The organism is Streptomyces sp. NPDC107521 (genome assembly GCF_055598485.1).
In genome coordinates this window covers 79,687-100,378 of the sequence record NZ_JBVKAT010000007.1, presented here as the reverse complement: position 1 = coordinate 100,378, position 20,692 = coordinate 79,687, and the positions used below count along the sequence as shown (strand labels likewise).

Genomic DNA, 20,692 nt, shown 5'->3' with positions numbered 1-20,692 from the left:
GCGCGCCCGCGGCGGCGCCGGTCGGATCGGCCGGACCGGCCGTGGTCAGGCCCCCGGGGTACCGCCCCGGCGCAGGACGAGCGCCGAGTTGCCGCCCATCAGCCCCCGGCCGAGGACCAGCGCGGTGCGCGGCCGGGCGGCCCGGGCCCGGCCGGTCACCAGGTCCAGGTCGTGGCGGACCTCGTGGACGTTCGGGGTGGGCGGGATCAGCCCGTGCTCCATCGAGAGCACCGCCGCCGCCACGTCCAGCACCGGCGCCGCGCAGTACGCCCGGCCGGTCCCGGTCTTCGGCGCCGTGACCGGCACCCGGTGGGCGTGCGGGCCCAGCGCGTCGGCGAGGGCGAGGGCCTCCGCCCGGTCGGCCTCCGGCACCCCGAGGGCGTCGGCGAAGACCACGTCGACCTCCTCGGGCCGGCACTCCGCCTCCGCCAGCGCCCCCCGGACCGCGCGGGCCAGCCCCTCCCGGGACTCCGCCCACCGGGACGCGCCGGTGAAGGTCGCCGCGTGCCCCGCCACCGTCGCCCGGACGTCGGCGCCCCGCCGCCGGGCCGCCCGCTCCTCCTCCACCAGCAGCACCGCGCCGCCCTCGGCGGGGGCGAAACCGCACGCCGCCTCGGTGAACGGGCGGTAGGCGCGGCCGGCTTCGGACTCCCGGCTCAGCTCCGGGTAACCGAGCTGGCAGACGATGGAGTACGGCGCGAGCGGCGCCTCCGTCGCCCCGCACACCACGGTGTCGGTGCCCCCGCGCACGGTCAGCGCCGCGTGCGCCAGCGCGTCCAGCCCGCCGGCCTCGTCGGCCGCGACCACCCCGCAGGGGCCCTTGAAGTCGTTGCGGATGGAGATCTGGCCCGTGCTGGCCGCGTAGAACCAGGCGATCGACTGGTACGGGCCCACGTACCGCGAGCCCTGGCCCCACAGGTTCTGCAGCTCCCGCTGGCCGAACTCGCCGCCGCCCGAACCGGCAGCCGTCACCACTCCCACCGAGAACGGCGACGACACGTCCGCCCGTCCGAACCGGGCGTCGTCCAGGGCCAGTTCGGTGGCGGCCAGCGCGAAGTGCGTGAACCGGTCGGTCTGGACGAGGTAGCGCTCCTCGACCGTCCCGGCCGGCTCGAAGCCGCGCACCTCGCCCGCCACCCGCAGCGGCAGGTCCCCGCAGCCCTCCCGGGTCACCGGGCCGAGGCTGCTGGTGCCGTCCGACGTCGCCTTCCAGAACGTCTCCACGCCGATGCCGTGCGGGGACACCACACCGAGGCCGGTGATGACGGCGTTCCGCCGCCGCTGCCGTCCGCTCATCGCAGCCCTCCTTCGCCGCCGAGGACGACCGCCGACTGGAAGCCGCCGAAACCGCTGCCCACCGACAGCACGTGCCGCAGCGTCCGCTCCCGCGCCTCGCGCGGCACGTAGTCGAGGTCGCACTCGGGATCGGGGGTCGTGTAGTTCGCCGTCGGCGGCACCACCTGGTGGTGCAGCGCCAGGACGCAGGCGGCCAGCTCGATGGAGCCGATCGCCCCCAGCGAGTGGCCCACCATCGACTTGATGGAACTCATCGGGGTCGCGTACGCGTGCTCGCCCAGGGACCGCTTGACCGCCGCGGTCTCGTGCCGGTCGTTCTGCAGCGTGCCCGAGCCGTGCGCGTTGACGTAGTCGACGGCGGTGCCGTCCAGCCCGGCCATGTCCAGGGCGCAGTCGATGGCCCGCGACATCTCCAGGCCCTCCTTGGTGAGCCCGGTCATGTGGTAGGCGTTGCCGAAGGTGGCGTAGCCGGTGATCTCGCAGTACACGTCGGCGCCCCGGGCCCGCGCGTGCGCCAGGTCCTCCAGGACCAGCACCGCCGCGCCCTCGCCCATCACGAAACCGTTGCGGTCGGCGTCGAACGGCCGGGAGGCGTGCTCCGGGTCGTCGTTGTTCGGCGAGGTGGCCTTGATGGCGTCGAAGCACGCCATGGTGATCGGGGCGATCGGCGAGTCCGAGGCGCCCGCCAGGCAGACGTCGGCCCGCCCCTCCGCGATCGTGTGGTACGCGTACCCCACCGCGTCCAGCCCGGAGGTGCACCCGGTGGACACCGTCCGCACCGGTCCCCGCACCCCGGCCCGCTCGGCCACCGCCGAGGAGAGCGTGGCCGGGGTGAAGGCCCGCTCCAGATGCGGCTCGGCCCGCCCCGCGTCGACGTCCCAGCGCGAGCCCCGCTCGCTGACCAGCACGTAGTCGTGCTCCAGCCGGGTGGTGCCACCGACCGCGGTGCCCAGTACGGCACCGGCCCGCCAGGGGTCCTCCCGCGCCATGTCGAGCCCCGCGTCGCGGATCGCCTCGTCGGCGGCGACCAGCCCGAACTGCACGTAGCGGTCGCTGCGCTGGACGGTCGCGAGGTCCAGGCCGTGCTCCGCGGGGTCGAAGTCGCACTCGGCGGCGATCCGCGACCGCAGCCCCTCCGGGTCGAAGAGGGTGATGCCGCGCGTCGCCGTGCGGCCGGCCGCCAGCATGTCCCAGAACGCCCGTGCGCCGATGCCGCCCGGCGCGACCACGCCTATGCCGGTGACGGCCACCCGACGCCGGGTCATGACAACGCCTCGGCGGCGGTGGGCCGCCCGTGCCCGGCGCACCCCGCGTGGTCCGCGCCGGGCAGGGGGTTGCCGGCCGCGTCCTCCGTGTCGACGTGCCCCAGTTCCGGGCGGGGCGCGAGCGGCCCCAGGTGGAACACGATCCGCGCCTCCGTGTCACCGGTGTTGCGGAAGCGGTGGCGCACGTCCTGCGGGATGAGCACGCCCTGCCCGGTCGCGAGCGGGTGCGGCACACCGTCCAGGTCGACCTCCAGGGCGCCGTCGGTGACGTACACGAACTCCTCGGAGTACGGGTGGTAGTGCTCGGCGATCCGCTCGCCGGGCCGCACCGTGGCCACGCCCATGAAGCCGCTGGTCGACCCGGCGGTCGTGGGGGTGAGGAGGGCGCGGACGTCACCGCCGCGACGGCGGTTGGGGGCGATGTCGGCGAGGGAGACGATGCGTGCCTGCTGCTGGTCTGACATGTCGGTCACTCCGGGGTGGGCGGAAGGCTGGGGGAGGGGCACCGCGGTGTCCGGCACCCGCCTCGGCGGGACCGCCGGACACGGCGGTGGGTCGGGGTGGCGGACCGGGGCCGCCGGGTCGGGGCCGCCGGACCGGTGGGACGGGCCGCGGACGACGGGCCGTGGGGGAGCGTCGCGGACGGGGCGGACCCCGGCCGTCAGGTCTCGGAGGCGCGCCGGTCGGTCAGCGGCCTCATCCGCGCGTACGCGAGCAGCCGGGCCTGCGTCTCCGGGTCGGTCAGCGGACCGTCGGCCCCGGCGGCGTCGGTGTCCAGCAGCCGCCGGGCCCCGTCGGCCGCCCGCCCGTACAGCCCGAGCACCCGGCCCGGGGCGTTTGCCGGGTCACCGGCCACGTCGACCAGGCGGACGACGAGGTCCTCGCGGTGGAAGACGGTGGCGGCGCGCACCGGGCCGCCCGGTTCCCGTACGGCGGCCTCGTCCTGCCGGGCCAGCAGCCGCGCCAGTTCGGGACCGGCGCCGGGGCGCACCGGGTAGAGGAGCCCGCAGCGCGTCGTGGGGGCGGTGTCCGCCGCCGCCGATCCGGTGGCGGCCCGCGGGGTCCTGCCCGTCCCGGCCGGGGCCGTCATGTGGTGCACGGCGGGCATCGCGGCCCGGGTGAAGAACGCGCGGGCGGACCGCGGGTCGTCCAGGTCCCGGTCCTCCTCCAGGTGCGGGTTGAGCGCCTCCTCGACGGCCCGTACACCGGGCTGCCGGGCGACGTGCCGCAGCGCGGTCTGGAGGTCGCCTCGCACCTCCACGGCCCGCACGATCCGGTTGCCGTGCAGGAACAGCGAGGTCCGCAGCAGCCGGGTGGCGCCGTCGACCTCGGCCGCGGGCGACACATAGGTCGACAGCAGCTCCGCGGCCCGCTCCTCGCTGCCGGGCCGCACCGTGAAGGTCAGCGCGTGCCGCACGACGTCCCCGCCGATCCGGGGGGCGCCGAGCAGCGGGCCGTCGGCCGGGGCGGCGCCGCCCTCCGGGAGGGTCTCCCGCAGGACGCTGTAGCGCAGCGAACGCGTGTCGCGGACGCAGTCCTGCAGCGGCTCGACGGTCGCCAGGTGCTCGTCGCTGTTGACCCACGCGAGGAAGGGCCCGGCGCTCTCCCACTCGCTGGTCAGCAGCCACTGCGTGGGGTTCTCCAGGGACTGGCAGAGCTGGTCGCTCACGTGCCCCGGCACCGCCGCCACCCGGTCGCGGATGCGTTCGTAGGCGTTCAGGAACTCCCGCTGCATGCCGTCGTGGATGTCCAGCATCAGCACGACCCGCACACGGGCTCCGTCGAACGCGGATATCGAGACGCCGCCCTCCTCGGCGGCTCCGGCGGCCGTCGTCGCGGCGGCGGCCGGGGCGTCCAGGGACGCGGCATCGGTCGATACGGTGTCCGTCGGTACGACGGGAGAGACCGTCATCCGGCCCACCTCTTCTCGGAAACGTCTTTCGGGTCTTCTTCACGGCCCGGGTACGGAACGGGTGCCGCGGCCGGGGAGCCGATGCTCCGGCCGGGCGGCCGCCCGGCCGTCCGCCGGGACGTGCCGTGGGCGCGCCCGCCGCGGCGGTGCGGGGACCGTGCCGCCCCCGGATGCGTCACGCCGTTGTGACGAGGGGTGCCGGTCGCACAAGGACGATCGTGTGCCGTGCCCGCGGTGACCGCGAACCAGACGGGTTAAGCGGGTGAAGCCTGGGCCGCGGGCGGCCCGGCGGGGCATGGATGAAGGCCCAGGTCCCGACGTGTCCGGGACCCGCCGTCAGACATCAGCCGCGCCGCAACGGAGGACGAGCAATGAAGGAAAGAGCCGATCGATCCGCGCCCCGGTCCGACCCCGGGGCGGCGTCCGAGCCCGGCCCCGGGCCCGGCGGCCTGCGGGTGCCGGTGCTGATCGTCGGGGGGTCCCTGGTCGGACTGTCGGCCTCGGTGTTCCTGGGCCGGCTCGGTGTCCGGCACACCCTCGTGGAACGCCACACCGGCACCTCCCGTCACCCCCGGGGGCGCGGCAACAACGTCCGCACGATGGAGCTGTTCCGCGTCTCCGGCACCGAACCGGACATCCGGCGGGCCGCCGCCACCCTCGCCGGCAACCACGGCATCCTGCAGACGCCCACGCTCGTCGGCGACGCCGGGGAGTGGCTGTTCAAGGACATCGACCCGGGCAACGGACTGGCCCGCTTCAGTCCCAGCTCCTGGTGCCTGTGCAGCCAGAACGACCTGGAGCCCCAACTGCTCCGGCACGCCCGCGACCTCGGCGGCGACCTGCGCTTCGGCACCGAACTGCTGTCCTTCGAGCCGGCCGCCGACGGGGTGACCGCCGTCCTCAAGAGCCGCGAGACCGGCGAGCACACCACCGTCCGCGCGGACTACCTGATCGCCGCCGACGGCCCCCGCAGCCCCGTCCGCGAGCAGCTCGGCATCGGCCAGAGCGGCCCCGGCGACCTGTTCCACAACATCAGCGTCACCTTCCGCTCCCGCCGCCTCGCGGACGTGGTCGGCGACCGCCGCTTCATCGTCTGCTACCTGACCGACCCCGACGCCGACGGCGCCCTGCTGCCCGTCGACAACCGCGAGAACTGGGTCTTCCACGCCCCCTGGCACCCCGAACGGGGCGAGACCCTGGAGGACTTCACCGACGAGCGGTGCGCCGCCCACATCCGCCGCGCGGCCGGCGACCCGGACCTCGACATCGAGATCACCGGCCGGGCGCCCTGGCACGCCGCCCAGCGCGTCGCCCGCGGCTACCGGGCGGGCCGCGTCCTGCTCGCCGGGGACTCGGCGCACGAGATGTCCCCCACCGGCGCGTTCGGCTCCAACACCGGCATCCAGGACGCGCACAACCTCGCCTGGAAGCTGGCCGCGGTCATCGGCGGCTGGGCGGGCGACGGCCTCCTCGACACCTACGACGCGGAACGCCGCCCGGTCGCCGAGGCCACCAGCGCCCGCGCCGCCGCCCGTTCGGCCGAGCACAGCCACCCCGGCTTCGCCCCGCCGCCCACCCCGGGGGGCGGCCCCGGCCCCCAGCGCGGCATCCTCAACGTCGCCCTCGGCTACCGCTACCCCCGGGGCGCGGTCGTCGGCGCCGACCCGGCCACGCCGGTGGTCCCCGAGGGCCTCGACCTCACCGGAGCCCCCGGCAGCCGCGCCCCCCACCTCTGGCTGCGCCGGGGCGGGGAGCGGATCTCCACCCTCGACCTCTACGAGGACGCCCCCGTCCTGCTCAGCGACGCCGCCGAGGGCACCGGATGGCACGAGGCCGCGCTCCGCCTGGCCGACGACACCGGCATCCCCCTGCGCTCCCACCGCCTCGGCGACGCCCCCGGCGCGGACCTCGCCGTCGAGGACGGCGCCGACTGGGCGAGGCCGCACGGCGTCACCCGCGGCGGGGCGGTCCTGGTCCGCCCCGACGGCTTCGTCGCCTGGCGCTCCCCGGGCCCGGCCACCGACCCGGTCCCCCTTCTGCGCCGGACCCTGACGGCGGTGCTGTCCCTCACCTGACCCTCGACCGGGGCACACCACACCCACCGGAGGCATACGAGTCCCCGGGCCTCACGCGGGCTCGGGGGCCGACGGCTCGGGCTCGGGGCCGGCGGCTCGGGACCGGGGCCCAGAGGGCGGCACCGGGACCCGGGGCTGACGGCCCGGGAGCCCGCCCCGACCCTCCTCGGACGCGTTCCCCCGGCCGGCTGCCGGGGGAACTCCGCCGGAGCGGGCGGAGGCGGTGCACCCGACCGGCCGTACCCAACGGACCGCCACCCGCCGGAGCAGCCGATCCTGGCTCCATGAGCCCAGAACGATCGTCCCCGCAGTCGTCCGGCACCCGAAGGGGCGGGGGCCGCGGCTCCCCGCTCACCCCGTCCCGCGTCGCCACCCTGGTGGTGGCCGCGCTCGCCGTCGTGCTCATCGTGCAGAACACCAGGGAGGTCAGGATCAGGCTCCTGGTACCGGTGGTGACCATGCCGCTGTACCTGGCGCTGCTCATCATGTTCGTGCTCGGCGGCCTCTGCGGTGCCCTCCTGTGGCGCGGCAGGGGCAAGTGAGCCGACGACGGCGCGGATCAGGACCGCAGGGACGCTCACGGGGCCGGGCCCTCGCGACGACGGCCCACACCCGCCACGAGGGCTCGGCACCCGCCCATGACGGCCGGACGCCCGCGACGGCGTGCCGGGAGCCGGGCGTGGAGCCCGGTTCCCGGCACGCCGCCGAGACGTTCGATGACCCGCCCTGTTCAGTCCGCGAAGACCGAACGCAGCTTGGCCTCCTGCTCACCGTTCAGGTTGGACTGGAGCAACTGGGCGTGGCCGCTGGGGAAGGCCTCCCGCACCCGGTCCACGACCGCGTCCTGGGAGAGCAGGAACAGCGCGGAGGTGCCGGGCGTGACCTCGGACTTGACCGACTCGATGAAGTCGTCGTCGATCCCGACGTCGGCCATCTTCCCGCCGAGCGCACCGGCCGCGGCGCCGACGGCCGCCCCGAACAGCGGCATGAGGAAGATCAGCCCGAAGAGCATCCCCCAGAAGGTGCCGGACAGCGCCCCGGCGCCGGTGAGGTTGTGCAACTGCTTGGTCTTCGGCTTGCTCGCCCCCGCGGGCCAGGAGGCGACCGCCGCGTCCAGGATCCTGATCAGCTCCTGCTTCTGCAGCCGGAGCAGGGTCTCCTCGGCGGTGGCCGCTCCCTCGGGCGTGTCGAACTTCCAGACGGTCAAGGTGGCCATGGGCCCCTCCGGTGACGTACGGCGGACGATCGGTGCCCCCAGTAAATCCGCACCGGACAAAAGCCGCATGTCGCGGCAGTCGCCACCGCCCGCCCGGTCACAGGTGCGGCGTGACCAGCTCCACGACGTTGTCCCTGGAGGCCGGCCCAATCCTCGTGGCCGCGATGCTCCCGCCCTTGAACAGGTGCAGGGTCGGGATGGCCGTGACGCCGTACCGCGGCGGTGTCCGCGGGCTCCCGTCGATGTCCAGCCGGGCAACGGTCAGGCGGCCCGCGTGGGCGGCGGCGACGTCCGCCAGCACCGGGTCCAGGGCGCGGCACACGCTGCTCCACTCGGCACGGAAGACGGCGAGCACCGGCCCGGCGGCCGTGGCCACCTTCGCCTCGAAGTCCGCATCGGTCACGTCGACGACGGTCGCGGTCACTGGTGATCCTCTCGTTCGCACGGCACCCACCGAAAGTAGCGAAGCGCGTGCAGTGCGTCACGATCGATTCCCGCCCCGCGAAGGTTGGCCGAACGGCCCCCCTTGCGGAACGCGATCGTGCGACGAGAGCTGCCGGGCGGCCCGGAACGCACGCGCGGTGGACCGGGGGGTGATTTTTTCCGTGAACACAATGAGGGAGACTGCCAGGAAGGCGCTCATATGAGCGCAAACCTCCGTCGATCCGGGCGGCGCCCGACACGGAACCCTGAAGCGACCGGACTCACCACCCCGCATCACCCGGGACACCAACGGCGACACGAAGAATCGCTCCCGCCAGGGACCCGGAACACGGCGAAGCCCCCACACCTGCCCGCACGACATGGACGCAACCGCCCACGAACGCCAGGAAGCAACCAGCCCCGAACAGACCTATGGGGAAGCGTAGTCAGGCCCGACACGCGGCCAACTCGCCTCTCGGGCAGAACGCCACGCAGCCGCCGAACGCCAACCAGGCAGCCTTCAGGCGCGTTTCAACACCCCTGGCCCCCTGGTTCACGTGCTTCTCGTCGACGGACCGCGCCGAACCCCGAATGCGCCCGGCGCCCACCCGCTAGCTTGGGGGACCGCCGACGGGAGTGGGGGAGACGTGGGGCGATTCACCGAGTCGGAACTGCGATCGGCGTCCGGAGCACGCTCGTTCGCGCGCGGGCACGCCTACGTCGAACGGGTCTCGGGGGTCGAGACCGGCAAGGGCCGGATCAGGGCGTCGGTCGACGGCACGGAGCGGTACGCCGTCGAGCTGGACCTCGACGGCGACGACGGGCCGACGGGCACGTGCGACTGTCCCTACGGGCAGGAGGGCAACTTCTGCAAGCACCTGGTAGCCCTCGGTCTGTCCCTGCTGCCGGAGCGCGCCGGCCCCTCCGGTCCGTCGGATGACGAACGCGAGCGCGCGCGGGACCTGGACGACTGGCTGTCGGGCCTGGCGAGAGAGGATCTGCTGTCCCTCGTCCGGGGTGAGGCGGCCACCGACGCGCGTCTGAGGCGGCGCCTGGGACTGCGGGCGGCGAGCGACCGCGGCGACCTCGCCGCGATCAAGGACCGGGTGCTCGAACTCCTGGACATGGAAAGCTTCTTGCTCGAAAGCCCGCAGGGGGGCGTCGACCTCCACGAGGGTGCCGACCGCGCGGACGAGGCGCTGGCGGCGATACGAGGGCTGCTCCACGCGGGCCGGGCCGCCGACGCGGCGGTCGTGGCCAGGGAGGCGCTGGAACTGCTGGCCGCGAGGGTCGGCAGCGTCGGCGAGGACGACAGCTGGCTCGGCATGCTCTGCTCCGGTCTCGTCACGGTCCACCACGAGGCGTGCCGCGCGGCACGGCCCGACCCGGAGGACCTGGCACGCTGGCTGGTCACCCAGGCCGTCGGCGACACCGGCGGAGTGATCGACGCCGATCCGCTCGGCCACGAGGACGTGCTCGGGGAGCGCGGGATGGCCGCCATGCGCCGGTTCGTCCGGGAGGCGTGGCGGGCGAACCCCACCGGCTGGAACGAGAAGTACCTGATGAACCGCCTGGCCCGGGCGGACCGGGACATCGACACGGTGATCGCCGTCCAGGCGGCGGATCTCGCGCCGAACGGCCACACCCACCTCGCCATCGCCCGTGAACTCGAGGACGCCGGACGGCACGAGGAGGCCCGCGCGTGGGCCGAACGCGGCCTGCGCGAATGCGAGGACCTCGCCACCGTCGCCGAAGCCCTCGTCGATCACCTCGCCGACCTCCACCACCTCGCCGGCCGGTACACCGAGGCCCTCGCCCTGCGCCGCGACCACTTCACCGCCCGTCCCACCCTGCGCTCCTACCGGCGGCTGCGCGACGCGGCCCGTTCGGCCGACAGCGGACCGGCCGAGCGGCACGAGGCCCTCGAACTCCTGCGCACCGACGCCGCGCGTGGGAGTTCCCGCCGGGGGAGCGCCCGTCGCGCCACCCTGCTCGTGGACGTGCTCCTCGACGACAAGGACACCGCCGCGGCCTGGCAGGCGGCCACGCGCCACGGCGCGGACGACGCCCAGTGGCTCGCCCTTGCCGACCAGACCCGCTCCCTCCGCCCCGCGGCCGCCCTCACCGTCTACCTCCGCCTGGCCACCCCGCTCACCAACGAGACGGGCAACCGCGCGTACACCCGACTCGTCGATCTGCTCCTGAGCATCCGAGACTGCCACCAACGCCTGGACACCGAAGCCGAGTTCACCGCCTACGTCACGACCCTCCGCAAGACCCAGAAACGCAAACCCAACCTGATGCGCCTACTGGACCAGAACGGACTGTGAACCTTTTCCCATCTCCGGTTCGAGCTCGGCAGTTGGGCTTACAGACAGGTGAAGCCTCTGGCAGATGGGATTTCGACCGAGAAGAACCCGTGCTCACCAGAGACTTCGCATTCCTGTCAACCCGTCCGGGCTGAACGTGTCCAGCTCCGCCCTGCGCTTCCTCGCCGCTCGTCCGTGGGTATCTCCCGCCGTGCCCGGGACCGTCCACGACGTCCGTGCGGCCCGCGAGCACGGTGTCGTCGACGCTCGCGCAGGAGCCGGCATTGTCTGCTGGGCAGACAAGGGACACCACGGAACTGGGGGCATGATCCGTGCGCCCTGCCGCGGCCGGCGGGAGACGCTCTGCTCAGGGGCCATCAGGCCGTCAACCGGTCCTACGCGAAGATCCGGCCCCAGGCCGAGCATGCCGCCGCCACCCCCAAAGTCCTGGCGGCTCCTCCGCAGGCTCCGCTGCCCGACCACCCGCGTCACGGACCTCGTTCAGGCCACCCTCACCCTGTATCTGGCCAGCTCGGAGTGAAGATGGAAAAGGGCTCAGTATGTCACCAGCCGTCGTATCGAGGACCTGCTGCGCGAGTACGAATGACGGCACTTGACCTTCACCGATGCCTCTGGCTCCCGGCCAGGGGCATCGTCGCCCATTCGCGAAGCGGCCCTCGTGTCGCGGGTGGCGCTGGAACGCTCACCGAAGATCACGTCCCATGGCGCACACACACGGAGGTTGTTGGCGCGGCTACCGACCTCCTTTGCCGACTCCACCGATATGACTCCGGTGGTATTCCAGGTAGCGACGCTCGATCTGATGCTCGGGATTTTCCTCGAGTCGCCCTATCGGTGTTTCTGAGTTCTGATCAATGACGGCAAGGTCATCGTTGATGTGCAGCGTCCCGAGGTCGAAGAGCACATGGTGATTGGGGCATAGGCACAGCACATTCGACGGTATGTCAGGGCCTTCGTGCGGCCGCCCCAACGGTTGTATGTGAGCTGCCTCGGCGTAGGCACCTGTCGGTGTGATGAGTCGAGTTCCGCATATTTGACAGGTGCTGTCGTGAACGCGCTTCACGTACTCCGCGACCGCGGTGCTGCGAACCATGCGTTGAGTGGTCATCTCGACGCGTGTTGGAGATCGGGTGCCGTCTGGCTGTAGCGGGTCGACGTTTCGCTCTCTCGGTGCCCCCGGCAGTGCAGTGCTGGCCGCCAGACCTCGACTTTCCCTGTACGCGTTCGAACCGGCTTCTGTCAGCCTCCATACCCCCCGCGATTCACGTGCCGGTATCAGCAGCCCCTCGCGTTCCATCTTCTTCCGCTCGAACCTGGTCCTATTGTGCCATTTAGGCTCATTGTCCCGCTCGGTTCCTTCCCAGTCGCCGGGTGTCAGACGGGATCCGTAGCGTCGCTCCATCTGACGAAGGGCGTGGGCTGTCGGGGCGCTGTCTCCCAGTTCCCCCGGCGTCGTCAACAGCCATGAACGCAGGACTTGTTGGGGCGTCAGATCTGCTTTCATGGCAGGAGAGTAGAGAGCCTGAGCTCTCGGGGACAGCCTTCCGCGGCTCGGTCGTCGTTGTGTGGGGGTTCCTGCCGCCGAAGGCGCGAATGTTGCACCTGCCTGACGCGGGTCGCAGAGCTTGGTGTGGCGTCTCCCGGGCATGCCGACGTAGAGGAACTTCTCTCCCGATCTCGGGCCCTCACCCGGGGTAATGTCCCAAGATCCCGGCCCCGTCCGCAGACCCCCGGCACACGCCCGCTCCGAGCGGCACACGCCTGCTCATACACGAAGACCCCATCCTCAGCGTTTCCGCTGGTGACGGGGTCTTTGGGCACCTCATGAAGGGTGCCCCCGGCAGGATTCGAACCTGCGCACACGGCTCCGGAGGCCGTTGCTCTATCCCCTGAGCTACGGGGGCGTGTCCGTCGCGGTGGTGTTGCTCGCGGCGACGGGTAGAACACTACCAGCTCCGGTGGGGTGGTCCGGAACGGGTTTCCGCGAGGTCGGGGGCGTCATCGGCGTGGGGCGTTGTCCCCCGCACGGGGTGGAAGTGGGGAAAACCCGGACGCGGCGGCCGGGGCCGACCTACTCTCGGAGGGTGCCTAGGGCGTCCGGCCGGATTCTTGTTGTGGACGACAACAAGGTCATCCGGCAGCTGATCAGGGTCAACCTCGAACTGGAGGGCTTCGAGGTCGTGACCGCGGCCGATGGTGCCGAGTGTCTGGAAGTCGTCCATCAGGTACGTCCCGACGCGGTCACTCTGGATGTGGTGATGCCGTGCCTCGACGGCATCCGGACCGCCGCCCGGCTGCGTGCCGATCCCCGCACCCGCGATCTGCCCCTCGCGATCATCAGCGCCTGCACCCAGGCCGAGGTCGACGCCGGGTTCGAGGCCGGGGCCGACGCCTATCTCTCCAAGCCCTTCGAACCCGCCGATCTCGTCGCCCTCGTACGGCGGCTCGTCGAGGGGAAGGGCAAGCGCCGGGGGAGTCGCCCCAAGCGGGAGAGCCGGGGGTCCTCGGCCGCCCAGGCCGAGTCGGCCGGATAGTTCCGTCGTCCCCATGGACCCGGGGTTCGTTGAGTCGGGCCGGGCCGGGGTCGGGCCGGCTGGTTGAGGGGTGAGGGCTCGTGCCCCGCCCGTTTCGTGCGTGTACGCGGCGGCCGGACCATCCCGACCGCCGGGCCGTCCCCTCTCCGTTCCGCGCGTGCGCGAGTGTCTGCCCGTGCGTGCCGCCGTCGTGTTGTCGTGGATGAATGTTGCCGCTTGCCGCTTGCCGCTTGCCGCTTGCCGCTTGCCGCCCGGCGTTCCGCGTCACCTCGTCGCCGGTTGCCGCGTGGCGTTCCGTACCGGGCGGTCGCATCGGTTCCGGTGGCCGTAGCGTTACGGTCGCCGGGGCCTCCGCTCCTCGGCGGAAGTGTCTCTCCGCCCTTCCCGGCCCCGGCGGCCGGTGCCGCCTCGCACCACCCGGCCCCGCCGGCCGCGTTCCGCGTCTGCCCGCGGCGACTCCCGATCTTCCGCCCCCGGGCATGCCCGACGATTCAGTCGTGCCCCGGCCGCCCGGCCCCGCCGATCGCTTCCGAATCCCTCCGGGTCTCCCTCGCAATCGGCCACCACCGACCTTCCGTCCGGCGGGCACCCTCCGACGGCCGGTGCTGTCCCGCGCCGCCTCGCCTCCTGCGACTCCGCACCCTCCCGTCGCCCGGTCCCTCGCCCCGCGGCTACGCGACCATCCGCCGCCGGAGCATGTCCCGCACGCCCCATGCCCCGCCGCAGCCCGGCACCCCCCGCCCCGCTCGCCCACCCCCGTCGCTCCCACCCCCGGGTGACGGGAACCGTCCCGTCCGCCCGCTTCGTCGCCCCCCTCGCGTCCATATGTCGGGACTGCCATAAACCAGTTCGCCTACCCACCCCCCTCCTCCCCTACGCTTGTCCCGTGACCCCCGCCGAGCTGTCCCGTACCGTGCTGCACGCGGTGCGTCGTGCCGTCGACGCGGGGGAGCTGGGCGTGGGCGTTCCCGAGCGGGCCGTCGTCGCGCCGCCGGGGCCCGGGGGCTGCGGCGACTACGCCACCACCATCGCCCTCCAGCTCGCCGGGGCCGCCGGGCAGCCGCCCCGCCGGGTCGCCGAGGTGCTGCGGGCGTACCTCCTCGATGCGGACGGCGTCACGGACGCCGTCATCACCGGGCCCGGGTTCCTCAACCTCACCCTCGGCTCCACCGCCCCCGCCGCCCTCGTCGCCGAGATCCTCCGGCGCGGCCCCCGCTACGGGCACGCCCCCACGGCCCCCGGTGCCGTCGACCCGGACGCCCCCGGCATCCCCGCCCCCCTCGTGCTGACCTGCGCCCACGAGCCCCGCGCCGTCGTCGTCGCCCAGGCCGCCGCCCGCATCCTGCGTTCCCAGGGCACCCCGGCCCGCACCCGGTGCGCCGCCGAGCCCGACCCCGCCTGGACGGCCGCCCTCGGCGCGCGTGTCGACGCCGTCGGCACTGTCGGCGCCTGCGGAGACGGGTCCGGGGAGGCCGCCGCCCGGATCCGCCCCGTCCCCGCCCCCGGCGGCGTGCTGCGCCTCGGCCGGGACGCCGGGCGCTGGGCCCTGCTCCACCCCGCCCCGCACGACCGGCCCCGCGCCGGCGACGGGCATCTCGTCCAGCGCGAGAGCAACCCCCTGTTCCGGGTGCGGTACGCGCACGCCCGCAGCCGCGCCCTCCTCCGCAACGCCGCCGATCTCGGCTTCGCCCCCGACGCCGGGGCCGGCACGGACACCGCGGCCGAAGCCACCCCCCACGCCGCCACCGCCCACGCCGCCACCGCCCACGCCGTCACCCCCCATGCCGCCGTCACCGCCGACGCCCGGCCCGGCAAGCCCGGTACCGCGGAAGCCCCCGCCCCCGCCCCCCGGGCCCTGCTCGCCGCCCTCGCCGCCCACCCCCGCGTCCTCGCCGCCGCCGCCGAGCACCACGCGCCCGACCGGCTCGCCCGGCACCTCGTAGTCACCGCCGACGCCGCGCTGCCCTTCCTGACCACCGTGCTGCCGTGCGGCGCGGAGAAACCCTCGGCCGCCCACCGCGCCCGGCTGGCGCTCGCCGCCGCCGCCGGGACGGTGCTGGCCGGCGGCCTGACCCTGCTCGGCATCGACGCACCCGACCATCTCTGAGAGAGCATCAAGACGCCATGAGCCGTTCCGCGCACCCCGCCGGGCCCCGTCACGCCGACGTCCTCCCCGAGGGCCACTACGCCGCGCCGCCCGCCGACCTCAACGCCCTCGACCCCAAGGTGTGGGCGCGGACCGTCGAGCGCGCCCCGGACGGCACCGTCACCGTGGCCGGCATCCCCGTCACCCGGCTCGCCGAGGAGTTCGGCACCCCGGCGTACATCCTCGACGAGAGCGACTTCCGGGCCCGTGCCCGTGCCTGGCGCACCGCCTTCGGCAGCGAGGCCGACGTCTTCTACGCGGGCAAGGCGTTCCTGTCCCGGGCCGTCGTGCGCTGGCTGCACGAGGAGGGGCTCAACCTCGACGTCTGCTCCGGCGGGGAACTGGCCACCGCGCTCTCCGCCGGCATGCCCGCCGAGCGCATCGCCTTCCACGGCAACAACAAGACCGTCCACGAGATCCGCCGGGCCGTCGAGGCGGGGGTCGGGCGGATCGTGCTCGACTCCTTCCAGGAGATCGTCCGCGTCGCCCACATCGCCGGGGAGCTCGGCCGCCGCCAGCGCGTGCAGATTCGTATCACCGTCGGCGTCGAGGCCCACACGCACGAGTTCATCGCCACCGCGCACGAGGACCAGAAGTTCGGCATCCCGCTGGCCGGCGGGCAGGCCGCCGAGGCCGTGCGGCGGGCCCTGCGGCTCGACTCGCTGGAACTGATCGGCATCCACTCGCACATCGGCTCGCAGATCTTCGACATGTCGGGCTTCGAGGTCGCCGCCCACCGGGTCGTCTCCCTGCTGCGCGACATCCGCGACGAGCACGGCGTCGAACTCCCCGAGATCGACCTCGGCGGCGGCCTCGGCATCGCCTACACCAGCGAGGACGACCCCCGTGAGCCGCAGGAGATCGCCAAGGCGCTGACCGACATCGTCACCCGGGAGTGCGAGTCCGCGAAGCTGCGCACCCCGCGGATCTCCGTCGAGCCCGGCCGGGCCATCGCCGGGCCCACCGCCTTCACCCTCTACGAGGTCGGCACCATCAAGCCCCTGGAGGGGCTGCGCACCTACGTCTCCGTCGACGGCGGCATGTCCGACAACATCCGCACCGCGCTGTACGACGCCCAGTACAGCGTCGCCCTGGTCTCCCGCGCCTCCGACGCCGAGCCCGTGCTGGTCCGCGTCGTCGGCAAGCACTGCGAGAGCGGCGACATCGTGGTGAAGGACGCCTTCCTCCCCGGCGACCTGGCCCCGGGCGACCTCATCGCCGTCCCCGCCACCGGCGCCTACTGCCGCTCCATGGCGAGCAACTACAACCACGCCCTGCGCCCGCCGGTCGTCGCCGTCCGGGACGGCGGGGCGCGTGTGATCGTCCGCCGGGAGACGGAGGAGGACCTGCTGGGCCTCGATGTGGGATGAGACACGGCACTGACGGTGGGGGGCGGAAGATCTTCGCCCCCACCCCTGCGAGAATGAAATAAATGTCTCACGATTCGGACGAAACACGGAAAATCCCGTCCGTTGCATGAGACTGGTCGAACCGTAGACGGTATGAGGAAACGAGGTCGGATGATGCGTACGCGTCCGCTGAAGGTGGCGCTGCTGGGCTGTGGAGTGGTCGGCTCAGAGGTGGCGCGCATCATGACGACGCACGCCGACGACCTCGCCGCCCGCATCGGGGCCCCGGTCGAGCTGGCCGGGGTCGCCGTCCGCAGGCCCGACAAGGTGCGCGAGGGCATCGACCCCGCCCTGGTCACCACCGACGCCACCGCCCTGGTCAAACGCGGTGACATTGACGTGGTGATCGAGGTCATCGGCGGCATCGAGCCCGCCCGCACCCTGATCACCACGGCCTTCGAACACGGCGCCTCCGTCGTCTCCGCCAACAAGGCCCTGCTCGCCCAGGACGGCGCCGCCCTGCACGCCGCCGCCGACCAGCACGGCAAGGACCTCTACTACGAGGCCGCCGTCGCCGGTGCCATCCCGCTGATCCGCCCGCTGCGCGAGTCCCTCGCCGGGGACAAGGTCAACCGTGTGCTCGGCATCGTCAACGGCACCACCAACTTCATCCTCGACGCCATGGACAGCACCGGCGCCGGATACCAGGAAGCGCTCGACGAGGCCACCGCCCTCGGATACGCCGAGGCCGACCCGACCGCCGACGTCGAGGGCTTCGACGCCGCCGCCAAGGCCGCCATCCTCGCCGGGATCGCCTTCCACACCCGGGTGCGCCTCGACGACGTGCACCGCGAGGGCATGACCGAGGTCACGGCCGCGGACTTCGCCTCCGCCAAGGGCATGGGCTGCACCATCAAGCTGCTCGCCATCTGCGAGCGGGCCGTGGACGGCGCGTCGGTCACCGCGCGCGTGCATCCGGCGATGATCCCGCTCAGCCACCCGCTGGCCAGTGTGCGGGGCGCCTACAACGCGGTGTTCGTCGAGTCCGACGCCGCCGGGCAGCTCATGTTCTACGGCCCCGGCGCCGGCGGCTCGCCCACCGCCTCCGCCGTGCTCGGGGACCTCGTCGCCGTCTGCCGCAACCGGCTCAGCGGCGCGACCGGACCCGGCGAGTCCGCCTATGCCGCACTGCCCGTCTCCCCGATGGGCGACGTCGTCACGCGCTACCACATCAGCCTCGACGTCACCGACAAGCCCGGCGTGCTCGCCCAGGTCGCGACCGTGTTCGCGGAGCACGGTGTCTCCATCGACACCGTGCGGCAGTCCGGCAAGGACGGCGAGGCCTCCCTCGTCGTCGTCACCCACCGCGCGTCCGACGCCGCCCTCGCCGGCACCGTCGAGGCGCTGCGCACCCTCGACACCGTGCGGGGTGTCGCCAGCATCATGCGCGTTGAAGGAGAGTAACGAGCAATGACCCACCAGTGGCGCGGAATCATCGAGGAGTACCGGGACAGGCTGCCGGTCTCCGACAGCACCCCGGTCGTGACGCTCCGCGAGGGCGGCACGCCGCTCGTGCCCGCGCAGGTGCTCTCCGAGCGCACCGGCTGCGAGGTCCACCTCAAGGTGGAGGGCGCCAACCCCACCGGGTCCTTCAAGGACCGCGGCATGACCATGGCGATCAGCCGGGCCAAGGAGGAGGGCGCGCAGGCCGTCATCTGCGCGTCCACCGGCAACACCTCCGCCTCCGCCGCCGCCTACGGGGTGCGGGCCGGGATGGTCTCGGCCGTCCTGGTGCCGCAGGGCAAGATCGCGCTCGGCAAGATGGGCCAGGCCCTCGTGCACGGCGCGAAGATCCTCCAGGTCGACGGCAACTTCGACGACTGCCTCACCCTGGCCCGCGCGCTCAGCGACAACTACCCCGTGGCGCTGGTCAATTCGGTCAACCCGGTGCGCATCGAGGGCCAGAAGACCGCGGCCTTCGAGATCGTCGACATGCTCGGCGACGCCCCCGACATCCACGTCCTTCCGGTCGGCAACGCGGGCAACATCACCGCGTACTGGAAGGGATACCGGGAGTACGCCGCCGACGGGCCCGCCACCCGGACGCCCCGCATGTGGGGCTTCCAGGCCTCCGGCAGCGCCCCGATCGTGCGCGGCGAGGTGGTCAAGGACCCGTCGACCATCGCCACCGCCATCCGCATCGGCAACCCCGCCTCGTGGGATCTCGCGCTGGCCGCGCGGGACGAGTCCGGCGGCGCCATCGACGAGGTGACGGACCGTGAGATCCTGCGCGCCTACCGGCTGCTGGCCTCCCAGGAGGGCGTCTTCGTCGAGCCCGCCTCCGCCGCGTCGGTGGCCGGCCTGCTGAAGGCCGCCGAGCAGGGCAAGGTCGACCCGGGCCAGCGGATCGTCTGCACCGTCACCGGCAACGGCCTGAAGGACCCCGACTGGGCCGTGGCCGGAGCGCCGCAGCCGGTCACCGTCCCGGTCGACGCGGCCACCGCGGCCGAGCGCCTCGGCCTGGCCTGAGCACGACCCTCCCGGCCGGGCCCCGGGTCCCCCCGCGGGGCCCGGGGCCCGGCCGCGAGGGCGGTCCGCGGCCCCGGCCCCGCAGGACGTCCGGCGGGGCCTGCGCCGTGAAACCGCCGGTGGGAGCGGTGGGCGGCGGCCGGGTCCGCCGCCCGGACGGCGCGGACACCGGGCGGGGGACCGCCCCGCGGGGCCCCGGGAGCGGGCGCCCGTCCCGGACGGGCGTAACCGCCGCCCGCCCGGGAATGTCCTGAACGGGGGGTGCACGGGGGGCTTACGACACGCATCGTGCGCCTGCCGTGCGCCCTGTGTCGCCGCAGAACCTTCCTTCGATAGGCTGTACCGAATCCGACCGCCGCATATGCCGCGGCGCCGCGCCGTCCCCGCGGCCCGCCGACGGCAGCGGAGGGCCGCCCGCCCGGGTGCGCGGCGGCGACCGGGCGACCGTCACCGCACGCCGGCCGCACGCCGTCCGGTCACCGGACGGCCGTACTGTTCCACCACCCGCTCCACCCCGCCGTTCCACCAGGCAGTCCACACCACGCCGTTCAAGGAGAGTCATCGAGCGATGGCCGGTCCCGCGTTCCGCGCCGCCGCCGTCCGGGTGCGCACCCCCGCCACCAGCGCCAACCTCGGTCCGGGCTTCGACGCCTTCGGGCTCGCGCTGGGGCTGTACGACGACGTGGTCGTCCGGGTGGCCGACTCCGGGCTGCACATCGACATCGCCGGGGAGGGCAGCGAGACGCTGCCGCGCGACGAGCGCCATCTCCTCGTCCGCTCCCTGCGCACCGCCTTCGACCTGCTGGGCGGCCAGCCGCGTGGTCTGGAGATCGTCTGCGCCAACCGCATCCCGCACGGCCGCGGCCTCGGCTCGTCCTCCGCCGCCATCTGCGCGGGCATCGTCGCCGCGCGCGCCGTGACCATAGGCGGCGAGGCCCGCCTCGACGACGCGGCGCTCCTCGACCTCGCCACCGAGATCGAGGGCCACCCCGACAACGTGGCGGCCTGTCTGCTCGGCGGGTTCACCCTGTCCTGGATGGAGTCCGGAGCCGCGCGCGCGATCAGGATGGAGCCCGCCGATTCCATCGTTCCGGTGGTTTTCGTGCCCGGGAAGCCCGTGCTGACGGAGACCGCCCGCGGACTGCTCCCGCGCACCGTCCCGCACGTCGACGCCGCGGCCAACGCCGGCCGGGCCGCCCTGCTCGTCGAGGCCCTCACCCGGCGCCCCGAACTGCTGCTCCCGGCCACCGAGGACCGCCTCCACCAGGAGTACCGGGCCCCCGCCATGCCGGAGAGCGCCGCCCTGGTCGAGAGGCTGCGCGCGGACGGCGTCCCCGCGGTCATCTCCGGCGCCGGACCCACGGTGATGGCGCTGGCCGACGCCGGTACGGCGGACAAGGTGGAGGCGCTGGCGGGTGCCGACTGGGCGGCCAACCGGCTGGGCCTCGACACCCGGGGCGCGAGCGTCCTGCCACTGGCGGCCTGACACGGTTGCCGTATTTCGAGAGGGGGAATGTTTGTTGGGTCCGGTAGTGTTAACCTCAAGTCTGCACCCGACCCCACCATGGCGAGGTGCCTCGTGTCCCCGTCCGGGACAGACATCCTTCCGGGAGCCCC

The 20,692-nt window shown here is 73.6% G+C and carries 17 protein-coding genes, 1 tRNA gene and 1 pseudogene; 11 read left to right on the top strand and 8 right to left on the bottom strand.

The features are described from left to right. Window positions 1-45: 45 nt before the first annotated feature. The 4 genes from ACZ7LB_RS13220 to ACZ7LB_RS13205 all read right to left on the bottom strand — a co-directional run bounded on the left by ACZ7LB_RS13220 (window position 46) and on the right by ACZ7LB_RS13205 (window position 4,473). Complete coding sequence (locus ACZ7LB_RS13220; RefSeq protein WP_471467755.1) at window positions 46-1,296, bottom strand: ketosynthase chain-length factor; 1,251 nt, start codon at window positions 1,294-1,296, stop codon at window positions 46-48. After that, window positions 1,293-2,561, bottom strand: a complete 1,269-nt coding sequence (locus tag ACZ7LB_RS13215; RefSeq protein ID WP_471467754.1) for a beta-ketoacyl-[acyl-carrier-protein] synthase family protein — start codon at window positions 2,559-2,561, stop codon at window positions 1,293-1,295. Before ACZ7LB_RS13215 ends, ACZ7LB_RS13220 begins: the two co-directional genes overlap by 4 nt. Then, window positions 2,558-3,025 carry a cupin domain-containing protein gene (locus tag ACZ7LB_RS13210; RefSeq protein ID WP_471467752.1) on the bottom strand — a complete coding sequence of 156 codons (468 nt, stop codon included), beginning with the start codon at window positions 3,023-3,025 and terminating at the stop codon, window positions 2,558-2,560. Before ACZ7LB_RS13210 ends, ACZ7LB_RS13215 begins: the two co-directional genes overlap by 4 nt. A gap of 197 nt (window positions 3,026-3,222) precedes the next feature. Further along, window positions 3,223-4,473, bottom strand: coding sequence for a SchA/CurD-like domain-containing protein (locus ACZ7LB_RS13205; protein ID WP_471467751.1), 1,251 nt, complete (start codon window positions 4,471-4,473; stop codon window positions 3,223-3,225). Window positions 4,474-4,844: 371 nt separating this feature from the next. Between ACZ7LB_RS13205 and ACZ7LB_RS13200 the strand changes: the two genes are divergently transcribed. Beyond that, window positions 4,845-6,548 carry an FAD-dependent oxidoreductase gene (locus ACZ7LB_RS13200; protein WP_471467749.1) on the top strand — a complete coding sequence of 568 codons (1,704 nt, stop codon included), beginning with the start codon at window positions 4,845-4,847 and terminating at the stop codon, window positions 6,546-6,548. Between the two features lie 284 nt (window positions 6,549-6,832). Continuing rightward, window positions 6,833-7,090 (top strand): LapA family protein, encoded by a 258-nt coding sequence (locus tag ACZ7LB_RS13195; protein WP_471467748.1) that lies wholly within the window; start codon window positions 6,833-6,835, stop codon window positions 7,088-7,090. A 188-nt stretch (window positions 7,091-7,278) separates the two neighbouring features. Here ACZ7LB_RS13195 and ACZ7LB_RS13190 read toward each other — a convergent pair whose 3' ends face one another. Both ACZ7LB_RS13190 and ACZ7LB_RS13185 read right to left on the bottom strand, forming a co-directional pair. After that, complete coding sequence (locus tag ACZ7LB_RS13190; protein WP_471467746.1) at window positions 7,279-7,764, bottom strand: DUF1269 domain-containing protein; 486 nt, start codon at window positions 7,762-7,764, stop codon at window positions 7,279-7,281. A 97-nt stretch (window positions 7,765-7,861) separates the two neighbouring features. Continuing rightward, the gene (locus ACZ7LB_RS13185) at window positions 7,862-8,188 is read right to left on the bottom strand and encodes a thioredoxin family protein (RefSeq protein WP_471467744.1); all 327 of its coding nucleotides are present in this window, start codon (window positions 8,186-8,188) and stop codon (window positions 7,862-7,864) included. Window positions 8,189-8,834: 646 nt separating this feature from the next. Here ACZ7LB_RS13185 and ACZ7LB_RS13180 point away from each other — a divergent pair. The 3 genes and pseudogenes from ACZ7LB_RS13180 (at window position 8,835) to ACZ7LB_RS13170 (ending at window position 11,361) form a co-directional block, all read left to right on the top strand. Next, window positions 8,835-10,517: an SWIM zinc finger family protein gene (locus ACZ7LB_RS13180; protein WP_471467742.1), complete on the top strand. Its 1,683-nt coding sequence runs from the start codon at window positions 8,835-8,837 to the stop codon at window positions 10,515-10,517. 175 nt (window positions 10,518-10,692) lie between these two features. Then, window positions 10,693-11,037 (top strand): annotated as a pseudogene (locus ACZ7LB_RS13175) (transposase family protein); the annotation flags it as partial. Window positions 11,038-11,109: 72 nt separating this feature from the next. Next, complete coding sequence (locus ACZ7LB_RS13170; RefSeq protein WP_471468032.1) at window positions 11,110-11,361, top strand: hypothetical protein; 252 nt, start codon at window positions 11,110-11,112, stop codon at window positions 11,359-11,361. Here the strand turns inward: ACZ7LB_RS13170 and ACZ7LB_RS13165 are convergent. Next, a complete protein-coding gene (locus ACZ7LB_RS13165; RefSeq protein ID WP_471468011.1) occupies window positions 11,251-11,610 on the bottom strand; it encodes an HNH endonuclease in 360 nt (119 codons plus the stop codon). The genes ACZ7LB_RS13170 and ACZ7LB_RS13165 overlap by 111 nt on opposite strands. A gap of 739 nt (window positions 11,611-12,349) precedes the next feature. Next, window positions 12,350-12,421, bottom strand: a tRNA-Arg gene (locus tag ACZ7LB_RS13160). Window positions 12,422-12,601: 180 nt separating this feature from the next. Here ACZ7LB_RS13160 and ACZ7LB_RS13155 point away from each other — a divergent pair. The 6 genes from ACZ7LB_RS13155 (at window position 12,602) to thrB (ending at window position 20,561) form a co-directional block, all read left to right on the top strand. Further along, complete coding sequence (locus ACZ7LB_RS13155) at window positions 12,602-13,051, top strand: response regulator (RefSeq protein WP_161227985.1); 450 nt, start codon at window positions 12,602-12,604, stop codon at window positions 13,049-13,051. 886 nt (window positions 13,052-13,937) lie between these two features. Continuing rightward, complete coding sequence (gene nrtL, locus ACZ7LB_RS13150) at window positions 13,938-15,158, top strand: ArgS-related anticodon-binding protein NrtL (protein WP_471467740.1); 1,221 nt, start codon at window positions 13,938-13,940, stop codon at window positions 15,156-15,158. Between the two features lie 17 nt (window positions 15,159-15,175). Continuing rightward, window positions 15,176-16,567 (top strand): diaminopimelate decarboxylase, encoded by a 1,392-nt coding sequence (gene lysA / locus ACZ7LB_RS13145; RefSeq protein WP_471467738.1) that lies wholly within the window; start codon window positions 15,176-15,178, stop codon window positions 16,565-16,567. 150 nt (window positions 16,568-16,717) lie between these two features. Then, window positions 16,718-18,010 (top strand): homoserine dehydrogenase, encoded by a 1,293-nt coding sequence (locus tag ACZ7LB_RS13140; protein ID WP_471467736.1) that lies wholly within the window; start codon window positions 16,718-16,720, stop codon window positions 18,008-18,010. Between the two features lie 6 nt (window positions 18,011-18,016). Continuing rightward, window positions 18,017-19,075: a threonine synthase gene (gene thrC, locus ACZ7LB_RS13135; RefSeq protein ID WP_471467734.1), complete on the top strand. Its 1,059-nt coding sequence runs from the start codon at window positions 18,017-18,019 to the stop codon at window positions 19,073-19,075. 568 nt (window positions 19,076-19,643) lie between these two features. Then, window positions 19,644-20,561, top strand: coding sequence for a homoserine kinase (thrB, locus tag ACZ7LB_RS13130; RefSeq protein ID WP_161227990.1), 918 nt, complete (start codon window positions 19,644-19,646; stop codon window positions 20,559-20,561). The last annotated feature ends 131 nt before the right edge of the window (window positions 20,562-20,692 follow it).